Origin of the sequence: Rhizobium sp. L51/94 (genome assembly GCF_019355555.1) — a bacterium.
In the GTDB taxonomy this organism is placed as follows: domain Bacteria; phylum Pseudomonadota; class Alphaproteobacteria; order Rhizobiales; family Rhizobiaceae; genus Rhizobium; species Rhizobium rhododendri.
Map to the genome: position 1 here is coordinate 2,973,201 of NZ_CP072141.1, position 14,292 is coordinate 2,987,492.

General features: G+C 59.6%; 13 protein-coding genes. 3 read left to right on the forward strand and 10 right to left on the reverse strand.

Translation table 11 applies throughout. The features are described 5' to 3' along the window. The first annotated feature begins 10 nt into the window (after positions 1–10). The 3 genes from J5274_RS14565 to J5274_RS14575 all read left to right on the forward strand — a co-directional run bounded on the left by J5274_RS14565 (position 11) and on the right by J5274_RS14575 (position 1,829). Positions 11–241: a hypothetical protein gene (locus J5274_RS14565; RefSeq protein WP_142823108.1), complete on the forward strand. Its 231-nt coding sequence runs from the start codon at positions 11–13 to the stop codon at positions 239–241. A gap of 60 nt (positions 242–301) precedes the next feature. Then, complete coding sequence (locus J5274_RS14570) at positions 302–511, forward strand: hypothetical protein (RefSeq protein WP_142823109.1); 210 nt, start codon at positions 302–304, stop codon at positions 509–511. Positions 512–782: 271 nt separating this feature from the next. Next, positions 783–1,829, forward strand: coding sequence for a GlxA family transcriptional regulator (locus tag J5274_RS14575; RefSeq protein ID WP_142823110.1), 1,047 nt, complete (start codon positions 783–785; stop codon positions 1,827–1,829). 13 nt (positions 1,830–1,842) lie between these two features. Here the strand turns inward: J5274_RS14575 and J5274_RS14580 are convergent, their stop codons facing one another. From J5274_RS14580 to J5274_RS14625, 10 genes are all read right to left on the reverse strand, one after another. Then, complete coding sequence (locus J5274_RS14580; RefSeq protein WP_142823111.1) at positions 1,843–3,180, reverse strand: diguanylate cyclase; 1,338 nt, start codon at positions 3,178–3,180, stop codon at positions 1,843–1,845. A gap of 159 nt (positions 3,181–3,339) precedes the next feature. Beyond that, positions 3,340–4,170, reverse strand: coding sequence for a response regulator (locus tag J5274_RS14585; protein WP_142823112.1), 831 nt, complete (start codon positions 4,168–4,170; stop codon positions 3,340–3,342). A 126-nt stretch (positions 4,171–4,296) separates the two neighbouring features. After that, positions 4,297–7,005 (reverse strand): mechanosensitive ion channel family protein, encoded by a 2,709-nt coding sequence (locus J5274_RS14590; protein ID WP_142823113.1) that lies wholly within the window; start codon positions 7,003–7,005, stop codon positions 4,297–4,299. Between the two features lie 76 nt (positions 7,006–7,081). Beyond that, positions 7,082–8,140 (reverse strand): histidine kinase dimerization/phosphoacceptor domain -containing protein, encoded by a 1,059-nt coding sequence (locus J5274_RS14595; RefSeq protein ID WP_142823114.1) that lies wholly within the window; start codon positions 8,138–8,140, stop codon positions 7,082–7,084. Then, positions 8,137–8,583, reverse strand: coding sequence for a response regulator (locus J5274_RS14600; protein WP_374108266.1), 447 nt, complete (start codon positions 8,581–8,583; stop codon positions 8,137–8,139). Before J5274_RS14600 ends, J5274_RS14595 begins: the two co-directional genes overlap by 4 nt. Continuing rightward, on the reverse strand, positions 8,580–10,073 hold the full coding sequence (locus J5274_RS14605; protein ID WP_219274653.1) for a CHASE3 domain-containing protein: 1,494 nt from the start codon (positions 10,071–10,073) through the stop codon (positions 8,580–8,582). Before J5274_RS14605 ends, J5274_RS14600 begins: the two co-directional genes overlap by 4 nt. 185 nt (positions 10,074–10,258) lie before the next feature. Continuing rightward, entirely contained in the window at positions 10,259–10,720 is a 462-nt protein-coding gene (locus J5274_RS14610; protein WP_142823116.1) for an Rrf2 family transcriptional regulator, read from the reverse strand. Between the two features lie 161 nt (positions 10,721–10,881). Beyond that, the gene (locus J5274_RS14615) at positions 10,882–12,318 is read right to left on the reverse strand and encodes an FAD/NAD(P)-binding protein (RefSeq protein WP_142829192.1); all 1,437 of its coding nucleotides are present in this window, start codon (positions 12,316–12,318) and stop codon (positions 10,882–10,884) included. 439 nt (positions 12,319–12,757) lie between these two features. Beyond that, a complete protein-coding gene (locus J5274_RS14620) occupies positions 12,758–13,240 on the reverse strand; it encodes a pyridoxamine 5'-phosphate oxidase family protein (protein ID WP_142823118.1) in 483 nt (160 codons plus the stop codon). A 17-nt stretch (positions 13,241–13,257) separates the two neighbouring features. Continuing rightward, positions 13,258–14,115 carry an SDR family oxidoreductase gene (locus tag J5274_RS14625; protein WP_142823119.1) on the reverse strand — a complete coding sequence of 286 codons (858 nt, stop codon included), beginning with the start codon at positions 14,113–14,115 and terminating at the stop codon, positions 13,258–13,260. Between the last annotated feature and the right edge of the window lie 177 nt (positions 14,116–14,292).

The window sequence follows — 14,292 nt, forward strand, 5'->3', positions numbered from 1 at the left end:
GGAACGAGCCATGATCCGCTCATACCTATCCGATGTCATCGATCACTGGACCAACAGTCGAGACCGCGCGCTGCGCCAAACCAACGCTGCGACCCTCAGACAAATGTCCCACCTGCCCCCACATCTTGTAGCTGACGTCAACGCGCGCGGCTTTCCACCCGACACCGCCCTTCCACAAACCGGAACAACGGCAACCGTCAACTTTTCTTATGGATGCTATAAAATCTATTCGTTTGAATGATGAGTGACACATGCCCATATCAGCGTGACCAACATCAACACAACCAAAAGGAGATCAATCATGACCACCATCAGCTATAGACGCCCTTCCCACGGGCGCCCGTCGTTTATCCTCTTCAGCGGCACGCTTTCCCGCCTGTCCGCCTACGTTCTTTCGCTGGCCGATCGCTGGTCTGAGCATCAGGCTGCCAGGCAGATCGAAGCGATGCCATTCGACATGCGCAAGGACTTCGGCTGGCCTGCTGCCGACATTTCGAGCGACCGCAAATGATGCGACAAAATACGACATTTCCGGTCGATTTCAGGGCGACGCTCGGCTGATTAGCAGCGTCGCCAATCCAACCTTCAGTAATATATTAATCGTTATATTTCATGGACTTATGAGTCTTACCAGATCCTATATCGTAAGCTTCTGCCTTGACTTTTTTTGACAAATCATAAATCTTTGACGTGACGCAAATAAGCCTTTGTGGCCATCATCTTCCATGAGACTGTCGCTTTCAGACTAATTTTCTGCTGAAATCGATATGAGGAACGCGGGCATGGTGGTAGCGCAGCATCAGGTGGAGCAAGGCAAGACGCCCGGCAAGAAACGCTCGATCGTTTTCTTCCTTATCCCGCACTTTACGATGCTGCCATTTGCGGCAGCGATCGAGACATTGCGCATTGCCAACCGTATGCTTGGCTATACTGCCTACAGCTGGCGACTTGCCTCGACCGACGGCGACAAGATCTATTCATCGAGCGGCATTGGCATCGAGGTCAACTCGTCGCTGGCCGATGAGCGACGTTATCTGGGCGGAGAGAGCCGGCCCAGTATGGTGCTCGTCGCCTCCGGCATCTATGTCGAGGAGTTCCAGAACAAATCTGTCAATGCCTGGCTAAGAGAATCCTACAACCGCGGCGTCGCCGTCGGAAGTCTCTGTACGGGCGCCCATGTGCTCGCCCAGGCGGGTCTCCTGAACGGCAAGCGCTGCGCAATCCACTGGGAAAACCTGCCGGGCTTTGCAGAAGCCTTTCCTCAGGCCGAAGTCTATGCCGACCTGTACGAAGTCGACAGCAATCTCTACACCTGCGCCGGCGGCACGGCCTCGCTCGACATGATGCTCAACCTGATCGGCCAGGATTTTGGCGAGAACCTGGTCAACCGCGTCTGCGAACAGGCGCTCACAGACCGCGTCCGCAGCCCGCACGATCGCCAGCGCCTGCCGCTCCGCGCACGGCTCGGTGTGCAGAATGCCAAGGTGCTGGAAATCATCGAGGTGATGGAAAGCCACCTGTCGGAACCCTTGTCGCTGCTCGACATCGCCGACGACGCCGGCCTGTCGCGTCGCCAGATCGAGCGGCTGTTCCGACAGGAAATGGGCCGTTCCCCTGCCCGCTACTATCTCGAGATCCGCCTCGATCGAGCAAGGCACCTTCTGGTGCAGTCGTCGATGCCGGTGGTCGAAGTCGCCGTCGCCTGTGGCTTCGTCTCCGCCTCGCACTTCTCGAAGTGTTATCGCGAACTCTACAACCGCTCGCCGCAGCAGGAGCGGGCCGAGCGCAAGCTGACCATGTCGAACGTCCGCACCGGCGTCGTCATCTGAAGCCGGATAACGGCTACCGTCCCTCTTCCGCCGCCATCCTGGTATCGGAGAAGACGCGATTGCGCCCGCGGTGCTTGGCCATATAGAGAAACTGGTCGGCAGCGTTGAGGTAATTCTCGAACGTCTCCTGGGCGTTGATCGACGCTATGCCGATTGACACGGTCACCGACAACGCCTCGCCGTCTGCCTGGATTTTCAGGCCAGAGATATTTTCGCGCAGTTCCTCGCAGAACTCGGTTGCGACGGATGAGTCCATGTCCGCGAACAGGATGGCAAATTCTTCGCCGCCGATCCGCGACAAGAGGTTGCGGCTGCCTTCCAGAAACGTCTGCAGCCGTGTCGCGACCGCCTTCAGCACCTGGTCACCGATCTCGTGACCGTAGGTGTCGTTCAACCGCTTGAAATGGTCGATATCGAGGATACCGATGGATGGTCGTGTCTCCAGCCTGAGACAGTCATTGGCAAGGCGCGGACCCTGATCGAAGAAGTAACGCCTGTTATAGAGGCCGGTGAGATAATCGACGGAGGCGGCGGCGCGCAGCTGGCGCATTTGCGACAGCGTGTCGATCACCCGGCTGATCCGGTATTTAAGCTCTTCGGCAACGAACGGCCGACGCAGGAAATCCGTGGCACCAGCTTTCAGGTACGCCGTTGCGGCCAATCGGTCGTCCGACGCAGATAGGCCGATGACCCGCAGGCGATCGGAATTCCGCCTATGGGTGATCTGCCGTGTCAGTTCCCATCCCGTCCCGTCCGGCAGCGCATCGTCGATCAGGACCAGCTCGATCTCGGAATACTGATCCAGCGCCTGGATAGCGGCAGCACCGCTCGCTGCTTCATAGACCTCGAAGCGCTGCATCTCGAGACTGTCGACGAGCATCTTCCGGGCCACGGGCATCGCGTCCACGACGAGCACCCTCGTCTTGCTGTTGGTAATCGAACGACGCACAGAAGCCACGAGATTGTCCGCCGCCTGCGTATTGTCCTTCAGTACGTAGTCGATAATGCTGCGCTCCATCAACCGGTCGCGCATGTCGATATCGGCCGCTGCGGTAAAGACGATGCTCGGCACCCTTTGGTCGAGGAGCATGTCGAGTGCTTCGCCGTAGGCAGCATCCGGCAGATTGAGATTGACGATGGCCAGGCTGAAACCGTGATCGCTGGCGCGAATCGTCGTTTCCAGCGTCTTCATGGATGTACAGAGCGTGACATCGAGATTGAGCTCGATGCGGAAACGTTGGGAGAGCATCGAGCCGAACATGCGCGAATCCTCGACCAGGAGAACCTTCTGGCCGCGTCTCGCCGCAGGGCTCAGGTCCCGCGAGAATTTTTCGAACAACAGGTCGCTCATTGCCGGCAGTCCCTCCGGCAATGGGACAGGCCCACGTTCTGCGTGGGCAGCGGGACAGTCAGCAGATTACGACAGGGATTTATGAACACCGGGGTCCAACAGTTTGTAACTAGTCACCGCGAAGTGGGCATGAACGGGCCCCGAAGCGCCCGTTCTTTCTCAGGCATAGGCCTTTTGCTGGCGCATCGACTGGATCTGCAGCAGGGTATCGAGGTTCTGGTTGACCCTGCAGTAGAATTCCTCGTCGATGAACGGCCGCAATATGAAGTCGTTGCCACCGGCCTTCAGGAAGCGGGCCGACAGCAGCCGATTGGTCGACGACGACACGCCGATGATCCGCAGCTGATGCGAGCCGATGCTGGAGCGGATGCGCCGCGTCAGCTCGAATCCGTCGATGTCGGGCATGTTGTAGTCGGTGATCATCAGGCCGATGTCAGCATTGGCCTTGAGGATTTCCAGCGCCTTGGATCCGTTCTCGGCAACGCTGACGCGGAAATTGTAGCGCTTCAGGCGGCTGCTGAGAAGCGCGCGCGCTGTTGCGCTGTCATCGACGATCAACACATGGTGGCGGTGATTGGTCAGGAAGCGACAAACCGATTCTGCCAGCAGGTCGACCGCGAAGATGTTGTCTTTGAGGATGTAGTCGACGATATCCTTGGCGAGCAGCGCGTCGCGCATGCCCTCATGGAAGGTGCCTGTGAAAACGATTGTCGGGATGCTGAGGTCGGTCAAGTATTCCAGCGCCTCGCCATTCTCGGCACCCGGAAGATTGATGTTGGAGATCGCCAGCTTGATCGGCTCGGGCGACTTATCGTAGGCGAGCTGCAAATCTTCGAAGTTGCCGCAGATCTCGATCTCGATATCGAAAAGCTCTTTCAGCCTCTTGCTGATCATCGCGGTAAAGACATGCGAGTCTTCGGCCAGAAGTATGCGAGCCCCCGCAAAGGTCCCACCCGAATATTGCATTCCGGAAATGCCTAAAAATGCCATGACTAACCTTCGATGAGACCTCACTGACCGAAGAATAAGGCAAAGCATTTGAGTTTGTGTTAATTTTGCGACGACTTATGTAAATCACCATTCAGCTGCAGCAAGTCTGCAGCATTACAGAGTAGATCAGGACTGCACTTCAGGTTTGCCATCGACTTTACGCCGGCTGGGCCTGGTGCGTGTCTCCGCTGGCACCGGCGCTTCTGGCGGCTGGATCGGCGGCTCGACGATGTCATCGGCCTTTTCCGTGCTTTCAGGTAGCGTGGCTTCCACCCGCTGTCTTTCCGCGCGACGGCTGATGTGCAATTCCTGCTGCGGGTAAGGCATGTCGATGCCTTCCTTCTTAAAGCGCTTCAGGATGGCAATGCGCAGGTTGTTGCGGATAGGCATGCCATCGGAGAGGTCAGCCAGGTAGAACCGCATCTCGAAGTCCAGCGACGACGGACCGAAGCGGAGGAACTCGACGTGCGGCTCCGGGTTTTTCAGCACTTTGGGCACTGCCTTGACCAGTTCCAGCAGGATTGCCATTACCTGCTCCGGGTCGCAGTCATAGCCCACCGAAACCGGGATTTCGGAGCGCGCGAGCCTATTACGGTGCGTCCAGTTGCCGACCGACGCATTGATCAGCTCGGAATTCGGCACGATGATCGATTGCTGGCGAAAGGTCTCGATCTCCGTCGCACGGACGGAAATACGCTTGACGATACCCTCCGATGTCCCGGAAACGATCCAGTCGCCGACCTTGAACGGCCTCTCGACGAGAAGAATGAGGCCAGAGACGAAATTGGAAACGATGTTCTGCAGGCCGAAACCGATACCGACGGACAGCGCACTGGCAACCAGCGCAAGGCTCGACAGATCGATGCCGGCAGCAGAAATGCCGATGACGGCGGCAATCGCCACGCCGAGATAGCCGATGCCGGTCTTGACCGAGTTGCGGACGCCGAGATCGACCTGGCCACGCGCCATGACCGTGCCGTCCAGCCAGCGCTGGAACCAGCGGGTAACGAGGTAGCCGCCGATGAAGAACAGGATGCCGGCAAGGATACCGACGAGGGAGATCCTGATGCTGCCGAGCCTTATCTCGGTGAACAGCCGATAGAAGAAGATTTCCAGATCCTGAACGTGGAACCCCCACGACAACAGGATGAGCGGGATGCCGGTCATCAGCGCGAAGACATAGATTGCCAGTCCTGCCACGAGGCCCGCCTGGTCGAGCATCGCGGTGCTGATGCTCGCACGGCTCTGCAGAAACCGGCCGACCGATGTCTCGGGGAAATTCTCCTGATCGGACACTGCCTTGCCGAGCAGGATGCCGAGATACATGGTGACGAGGACGGCGCTGGTGACGATCAGCTGCAGCGCGATAAAGCGGGCGAGCCCGACATAGCCGATCACCGCCATGAAGATCAGCGCGGCACCGATGACCCTCAAGATGATGGCGAGTCCGTGCGGCCAGCGTCGGCCCGGAGCCTCGGGATCGCCGCTTCTCGCAAGCATCGGCTTGCCGAACGACACGGCGATGAAGATCAGGCCGATGATCATCGCTGCAGAGAAGCTCTTCGCGACGGTGACGATGACCGGCGAGCCCATCGATTCGCTGATGCGATTGAGGACGAAATCGAGGCCATTGACGATGGCAATGGCGAGCAAGCACCAGCCGACGGATCGAGCGCCCTTGTTGGAGAGCTTCACGAGCCGCCAGCTGGGCTCGAACGGCGCAAAGACGGCGTTGACGAAGCTTGCTACGAAATAGACCAGCCCGACGAAGCCGAAAACTGCTGAAAACACCGGCGCGATGTCCGGCCGCAGCACATTGAAAGTCTCGAGGAAAAAGAACGAGAGCACGAGAAAGGCAGCCACCGACAACGCCCGGATCATCGTCGACCAGAACGCGATGGAGAGCCGGCTCATATAGGAGGGAGCCTCGATCGTCTCGTCACGGAAGAAGTATCGCCCGAAAAGCCGGTACCCCCCGGCCATGAAGATCAGCGCTGCGGCAAGGGACAGGAAAACAGCTGTAAACAGCGGGATCCGTTTGAATTTCCAGACGAACGTACCCCAGCTCGAGAGAGCGTTGCGAAAGTTGACAGCCTCCTGCACGAGCGCCTGGCCGGCGTCGTCGAAGGTCGACAGCGAGAGTTCGGTACGGCGAAAGAGGGTATCGGCAAAAAGGCGCCGTCGGAGCTCGGTGATCTGACCGGACACCCGATTGGCACTGGCCGTCAGATTGTCGGCATCGCCCATCACCACGTTGATCTGCGCGATCGCAGACGTCAGCTTTTCGCGTTCCTGCGTGACGATGGGAGCCTCTGCAGGCTGGCCCTCTTTCGGCGGCGGGCCGATCTGCGTCAGTCGCGCCGTCATTTCGTCGGCCCGTGGCTTCAGGCGCCCCGAGATCTCGGCCGCGGCACGGGTGAGATCGTCAGCCTTTCCGGCAAGGACCACCAGCGCATCGTCATCGGACGCGCCCTGTTTGACACTGTCCTCGAGGGAGGAAAGCTGTTTGCGAGCCTGGGCGATCTCGGCAGCCGTTCGATCGAGGCCGTTGGCCGCAGGCGGTTGCTGTTTTTGCTGGGCATCCGCCGACGGCGCGTCCGGCTTGGTCGCATCGGGCTTCGCTGCATCGGGCTTGGGCGCGTCAGGAGCGGGCGCAGCCGCTGGCGCTGGCGTTGTCTCGGGTGACGATGTCGCCGGAGCCGCCGACTGCTGCGCGCGTGCCGGCAAGGCAACCGCAGTCGCTGACACGGCCAGTGTCAGGAAAAGGACGGAGATCGAATTCAGAAGTGGTCGCAAGCGTCTTCCCCAGGGCAACAGGTCAGTTGGCGAGATCATCGTCATCGCTTGTAAAGCAAACCAAGGCGACAGAAAGGCAACCTTCACAGCACTTGCGAGTCGCGCGCCGCATCGATCAGTCGATAGAGAAATTCAACATCGCCCGCGTGCCTTGGCGATCGGGAGCGTAGAGAATGCTGGACTTCAGGCTGGATGCCATCGCCGTCAGGATCTTGGTCCCGAGCCCTGTGCCCTTGGCCGGAGCCGTCCGGTCGAAGCCGACGCCGTCGTCTTCGACATGCACGCGGAGGCCACCCTGGCCAGTCTGGTCGACAACCACGCGGATTTCACCGGTCTGACCGGCGGGATAGGCGTACTTATAGGCGTTGGTGACGAGTTCGCTGATGATCAGGCCGAGCGTGATCACCTTGTCAGTCGACAGTATGACATCGTCGCACTCGACCTTCACACTATGCGGCCGCTGCTCGTCGCGCATGGACGCCTCGAGTTCGGCAAGCAGGCTCTCCAGATATTCCTTCACCCGGACGGTACCGACCTCGTGGCTGGTGTAGAGCCGCCGGTGGACGCTGGCGATGGCATTGATGCGGATCTGCGTTTCCTGCAGCGCATCGATGGTCACCTGATCCTTGGTGACGGAAGCCTGCATGCGGATCAGCGCGGCCACCAGGCCGAGGCTGTTGGCGATCCGATGGTTGACTTCGGAGAGCAGTAGCTCGGCGCGGTCGCGTTCATGGCGGATCACCGCCTGAGCACGCAACGTGTCACGCCGAAACCGCGCCCGCTCCAACCCTTGGGCCAACGCTGCGGCCAGCAGGTCGAAATAATCGGACGAAACACCCTTCATGACATAGTCGTCAGCGCCAGCCTTCAGAGCGGCAACCGCAACGCCGGCATCTCCCGACCCGGTCGCGTAGATGACCGGCGGGTGATCGGCACCGGAGACGATGCAGGGCAGCAGGTCCAGCCCCGTTTCCCCTTCGAGGAAATGGTCGAGGACAATCGCGTCAATGCCACCTTCGGCAAGACGCGCGAGGCCGGCAGCGCCGTCCTTCGCCAGATGAAGCTCGTAGCCGCGACGCTGCATGTTCTTGCGCGTCAGCACGCCGAGTGCTTCATCGTCGTCTATATAGAGAATATGGATCGCAGCATCCGCCGCAGCATCCAGCTCTATCATTCCACCTCCGGGATCTTCATGACGGCAACGAACATGCCGAGCTGCTGTATCGCATGCACGAACTTGTCGTATTGCATCGGTTTGCTGACATAGACATTGGCGCCGAGGTCGTAGCAACGGGCGATTTCGCGCGGGTCGTCGGTGGTCGTCAGAACGATCACCATTGCCCGCCTCGTGTGCTCGTTGGCCTTGACCTTCTGGAGAATATCCAGCCCGCTCATGTCGGGAAGGTTGAGGTCGAGCAGGATGAGGATGGGCTGCCCACGCGAAGGCTCGCCACTGCCATCCTTGCCAAGCATGAAGTCGAGCGCATCTCCGCCTGTGACAAAGGGCACAATCTCGTTGGTGACGCCGGCGCGACGGATATTCTTCTCGATCAGCCGTGCGTGGCCTTCATCGTCTTCGATCATGATGATCTTGACGGTATTCGGGGAACTCATCATTTCGAATCTTCTCTTTTCAATCGGGCCATATCGGCAGCAATCTTAACTTCGAACGTTGTCCCCTGCCCCAGCTCGGAACTAACGGTAACATCTCCGCCGAGACGCCGGGCCAGCGCACGAACATGGGCAAGGCCAACGCCGTCGCCCGGCATGTCCTGTCTGCCCGAGCGCCGGAACAGTTCGAAAATCCTCTCCTGGTCGCCTGCAGCGATTCCCCGTCCATTATCGCTGATTTCGACGCTCGCGAACATACCGTGGCGCCTGCCGGAAATGGAGATCTTACCGCGCCGTGAGGGGTCCAGGTACTTGATGGCATTGTCCAGCAGGTTGCCGACGATCTGCTGCAGAGCTAGCCGGTCGGACTGCACCTCGGGAAGCACGCCTTGTATATCGACTTCGATCTCGGCCTCGTCGAGCCTGTGACGGAGCGTACCCAACGTGTCCTCGACCAGCTCCGACAGCTTGATCCGATCGCGGTGCAGTTCGCGGTTTCCGGCCCGCGCGAGCACAAGGATCTGGTTGATCAGATTGTCCATCCGACGCATCGAAGTCCGAATGAAACCAAGCGCTTCAGGGATATCCGTGTCGACGGCCTCGATGGCCGCACGACCTTCGATCGTTGTGAGATCGGCATTGTTTTTCTCGAGGTATGACTTGAACACCTGTGCGGCACGATCGAGCTCCTCCGTGAAGCCCATGATGTTGACGAGCGGAGCGCGCAAATCGTGGCTGACGATGTAGGCGTAGGCCTGCAGCTCGTCGTTTGCCCTTTGCAGCCCTTGAGTGCGGGCTACCACGGTCTCTTCCAGCGTTTCGTTCGCACTGGCAAGCTGCAGTCGTGCCGCCTCGATCTGCCTGTGGTGATCGCGGATAAGCTTGAACGCGCCGGCGGCTAGTGCCACGAGCAAGGCCGCACTGACGGCAATGATCGCCGACAGTGACGTTGTCGATGCTTTGAGCGAGGCGATATGGTCGCCCGAATTGACGACGCCGCGCTGCTGGATAACATTGATCTCATGACGGATTTCATCCATCAGCTCGATCCCGACATTCGATTCGACCAACGCTATCGAACCGGCAGTATCGCCGGCGGAACGCAGGTCCACCGTGCGTTTCATCTCCGCGAGCTTTCGATCCATGAGGGATCTGAGATTGTCCAGCGAAGACTGGGGAACGCCGATTTCGAGCAGGCGCGGCGTGAGCGCGGCGATTTCGGCCGGGATCGACACTGCGGATTTTGTGAACGGCGCAAGATAACGCGCATCGCCGGTCAGAAGATAGCCGCGCTGTCCGGTTTCGGCGTCCTGCGCCGAACTCAGCAGGTTGAGCACGCGATTGTTGAGGCGGCTTGCATCGACAGCGCTGTCCGCCTCCTCCGCCGCACGACCGCTGAAATAAAGGGCGCCGAGGACAACAAGGAGCAGCGTTATCGCGCCAACGGTCAGGATCGCAGGGATGGAACTGGAAATCGATTTATTGAAACGTATCATCTTCGCTACGATGCACCCATGCCGACCGTTATCAGGCCAGGCCAGACGAGATGCGCCTGTAGCGACGCCACCGATCCCTTCGGGAACGCCCCTGGATTGAAATGGTTCCCAGGCCTCTGAAAAATAATCGATATTCGTGGCATCTCGTTAGGTCGCCTATTGGAAGCCCGGGTGACTTGGTCTGCCTAGCCCGTCACGGAAACGAGCGCTTCTTCAGCATCCAGCCCTTGCGTCCCGCTCGCCACGAATTGCTCAAGCGTCATATTGTCGAGGATCGTTGCGACGGCGTCGCGAACCACGGTCATCGACCTCCGTACCTGGCAGCCTGCCGGATCGGCACAGTCGTCGCAGGCTTCAAAGGCAGTACGGCTTGCACAACGGATTGGCGCCAGCGGCCCGTCAAGGGTGCGGATCACATGGCCGATACGAATTTCGGCAGCGGGACGAGACAACGAATAGCCGCCTCCCGGGCCCTTCTTCGAGCGCAGCACGCCGGAATTTCGCAACTCCAGCAAAATCGCATCGAGAAACTTCTTCGGAATGTTGTTGCGCAGAGCAACGTCGTTGATGAAGGCGGTTTCGCCCGGGCCCAGACGAGCAAGATCGACCAACGCCTTGAGACCGTATTTTCCTTTTTTTGTCAGCATGAGATTCGCTTACCTGAAGACGCACGACCGCAGCATCTCGCTGATCGGCAATCACGCAAGCTGCGTAACGCCGGGAGCGCGCGCGGGCAAGCCGATATCTCAGAAATTGCAGGCTTATAAGACGATAAAATTGCGTTTGGACGAGAGGCGGCCGCAACCCGCTAGATGCTGTGCAGGCGCTGCGTCGCTGGAAACATTGCACGGACCGTATCTGCAACGCCGGATGCGACCAAGACCGCGTGCTCCGTTACCTGCGGCAGGCCCATCAGTTCGCCGAATGTACCGCGCGCCAGCGGTCCCGATATGAACAGGGATTCCGTCGCCGTGCCGGACGCACCGATCGCTTGTGAATTTGCATTGCAGTCGAGACCGAGTCGCGTTGGGTCGTTCACCAGATAGCCCCGTTCGGCCAGACCTGCCAGGAAGGGCTGGCTGCGAAGGATGCCGCCATGCCCCGGCCCCGTTGTGACCACCACCGCATCGAAATGCCGCTCCACACGCTGGCGCGACCGCCCGAGCCGCAGCACGCAGCGGATGCGATCCTCGTCGATTGAAACTTCGGCCACGGAGCCAGCCAGCACGGTCATTCGACCCTCGGCGATTGCCTCCTCGCTGGCGGCCTCGACTTGCGGCGCGACACGGAACCGGTGGACGTCCCAGAACGGCCGAAGGTGACGCGCGATCCGCCGCCTCTCCTCGACCGGCAGGCCGCGCCATAGCGCCTCGCCTTGGCCCCTCACCTGATCGATGACCGCATGCCAGCTAAGCCCCTCTCTGCCCGCTTCGCGAATGGCCGCCCGCACGCGTTTGAGAAGTCCTGATGCAGTCTGCGCAGGCTCGGAGGTGAAATCGCCGAACGGATCCTGCGGCATCGAAGGATGACCGCGCGATCGCAAGCCTCGGCGTGATACCGCTGTGATCTGTCCCCGATGGCCTCGCAGGCCAAGCGCTGCAACGACATCGGCCGATGTCAGCCCGTTGCCGACGATCAGCACACGGTCGTCGACACCGATCGGGTCGAGCGCGCCCCGCCGGGTAGGGTCGGCGACGAAGCGCGGATCTCCGGCAAGAACACTGGCAAGCGGCTCCGGTGCGGACGGTGCCGGATGGCTGGTCGCAATGACGAGTATATCGGCGTCGATAACATAACCGCCCTCGCCCGTCAGATGCCACCGGCCATTAAGGCGATCGGCCGAGAGCACGCGCTCGCGAACATGGCGGACGGAACCGCTCTCGACCAGCGGCCGGATCATCGCGTTCATGTAGCGCCCGAACAGACCGCGCCTCGGATAGAGGGCGCCGCTGGCTGCCAGTGCGTCGGGATCGTCGCCAAGAGCCCCGTTCGTATCGATCCAGCGCTGGAAGTGCTCTGGATCATCCGGAAACAGGCTCATGCGGGTGGATGGCACGTTGATGCGGTGGGCAGGCTCGACGGTGTCGTAGGCGAGACCTGCGCCAAGCAATGCCCGTGGTTCGAAGAGCACGATCTGTTGCCTGCCGAACAGACCTGTTCCCGCCAGATGGTAGGCAACCGCCGCCCCTGAAACACCACCTCCAACAATGGCAACAACAGGAATAGTCTCGGGCGAAGAAAGCATCAGCCAGTCCTTTTTATGCATCGCCTGCCGGAAGCCGAACTCTACTCCGGGCGTCGCGCGATCAATATACGCTGGTGGCGGCGTGACAAGGGAAGGGCTTCCCCTCATGAGACGGGCAGCGGAATGTTTTTTCGAGCTTTTCCGCAACCCTGAATTTTATTCATGACGACCCATCCAAAGAGGAGTACACTGGACGCGCTCTTGAGGAGGAGAAAAACATGGAAATCTTCAGACTGCTGACAGCATTCGACTACCTGCTGGTTGCTGTACTCTGCGGCGTATTCGCACTGGCGATGGCCAACGGAAGAAGCCATCGCTGATAAACAAAATCGGCCCGAAGATCTGAGGAGACCTTCGGACCGACATACTCTCGAGGCTCAACCGGCAAGTTTGAATGGGCTGCCGGGCCAAAATTAAAAGGCTGAAGAAACTCAGGTCCTTAAAGCGAGACCTTGGCATTTTCGCCCATGTCGGGCTTCGCGCTCGACATGGCTGCAGCAATCATTTTGACGTAGCTGACCACGGTGCCGGGGCTATCCCAGTATTCCGCATATTTCGGCGTAACTTTCAGCACGCGGATAGACGGATCTTCGGCGCTTTCCCACCAGGCCTTGGCGGGCGTCGAGAAAAGTTCGCGGATCCGCTCCCGGTCGTTAGACACTTCTGCATCGCCCGTCACGGAAACGTACTTCTGGCCCTTCGTGTCGGCAAAGGACAGGCCGACATTATGCCGGCGCTCAATTTCCTCATCCTTGTGGCTAGCCACATCCGTCAGAAAATAGATCGCATTTTCAATCGGCTCGAAATGGGCTGCCATTGGCCGCGAACGGATGTCCTCGCCGACCCGGGTGGAAAGCATGCAGAAGAGGATCTTCTCCATCAATTCCCAGGTGCGTGCGACCTTTTCGTTTTCCTGTGTCATGACATTTCCTCTTTTGACTAGATGAACGGCTTGCCGCCGGTGACTGCAATAGTGGTACCGGACACATAGCTCGACAGCGGATCTGCAAGCATGACGTAAGCTGTTGCGAGTTCCGCCGGCTGCCCCGGCCGCTTCATTGGCGTTTGCTTGCCGAAGTTGGTAACGTTCTCTTCCGGCATGGTGGATGGGATAAGCGGCGTCCAAATCGGGCCCGGCGCAACGGCATTGGCGCGAATCCCCTTCTCGGCCAGCATCTGTGCCAATCCGCCCGTAAAGTTCTGGATGGCGCCCTTGGTCGTGGCATAGGCAAGCAACGTCGGATTTGGCATGTCGGCATTGACCGAGGTCGTATTGATGATCGAGCTGCCGGGGCTCATGTGTTCGACGGCTGCTTTTGTCAGGTAGAACATAGCGTGGATGTTGACCTTGAAGGTAAGCTCCCACTCGTCATCGGAGATCTCCGCGATATCCTTGAAGGTATTCTGGTGGGCGGCATTGTTGACGAGAATGTCGATGCCGCCGAGTTCGGATACGGCCTTGTCGATGATCGCCCGGCAATGGGCTGCATCCTGGATATCCCCGGGCACGAGAACCGCCTTCCGTCCGGCCTCTTCGACATAGTGCTTCGTCTCCGCTGCGTCCTCGTGCTCATCGAGATAGGAAACGAGTACATCCGCACCCTCCCGCGCAAATGCGATTGCGACGGCGCGACCGATGCCGCTGTCGCCGCCGGTAATTACGGCACGCTTTCCGGCCAGACGTCCGGACCCCTTGTAGGAGCTCTCCCCGTGGTCGGGCTTCGGATCCATCCGGGCCGTCTTGCCGGGGATGGACTGTGGCTGCGTGGGAAATGGCGGCTTGGGATAACCGTTCATGGCCTGTCTCCTTTTGGTCGGCTTGGACCAGACTAACCAGCGTTGCGCGTCATGGTTCCCCACCAAAGTCTCCGAATTCAATCTGAAGGATGGCGGCACTGAAGCCTGCAGGCTGCGGATGAGCGTTCGGCAATTTGTCACGCTCGCCATCGGACGGCACGGATCGGAACTTCAAGG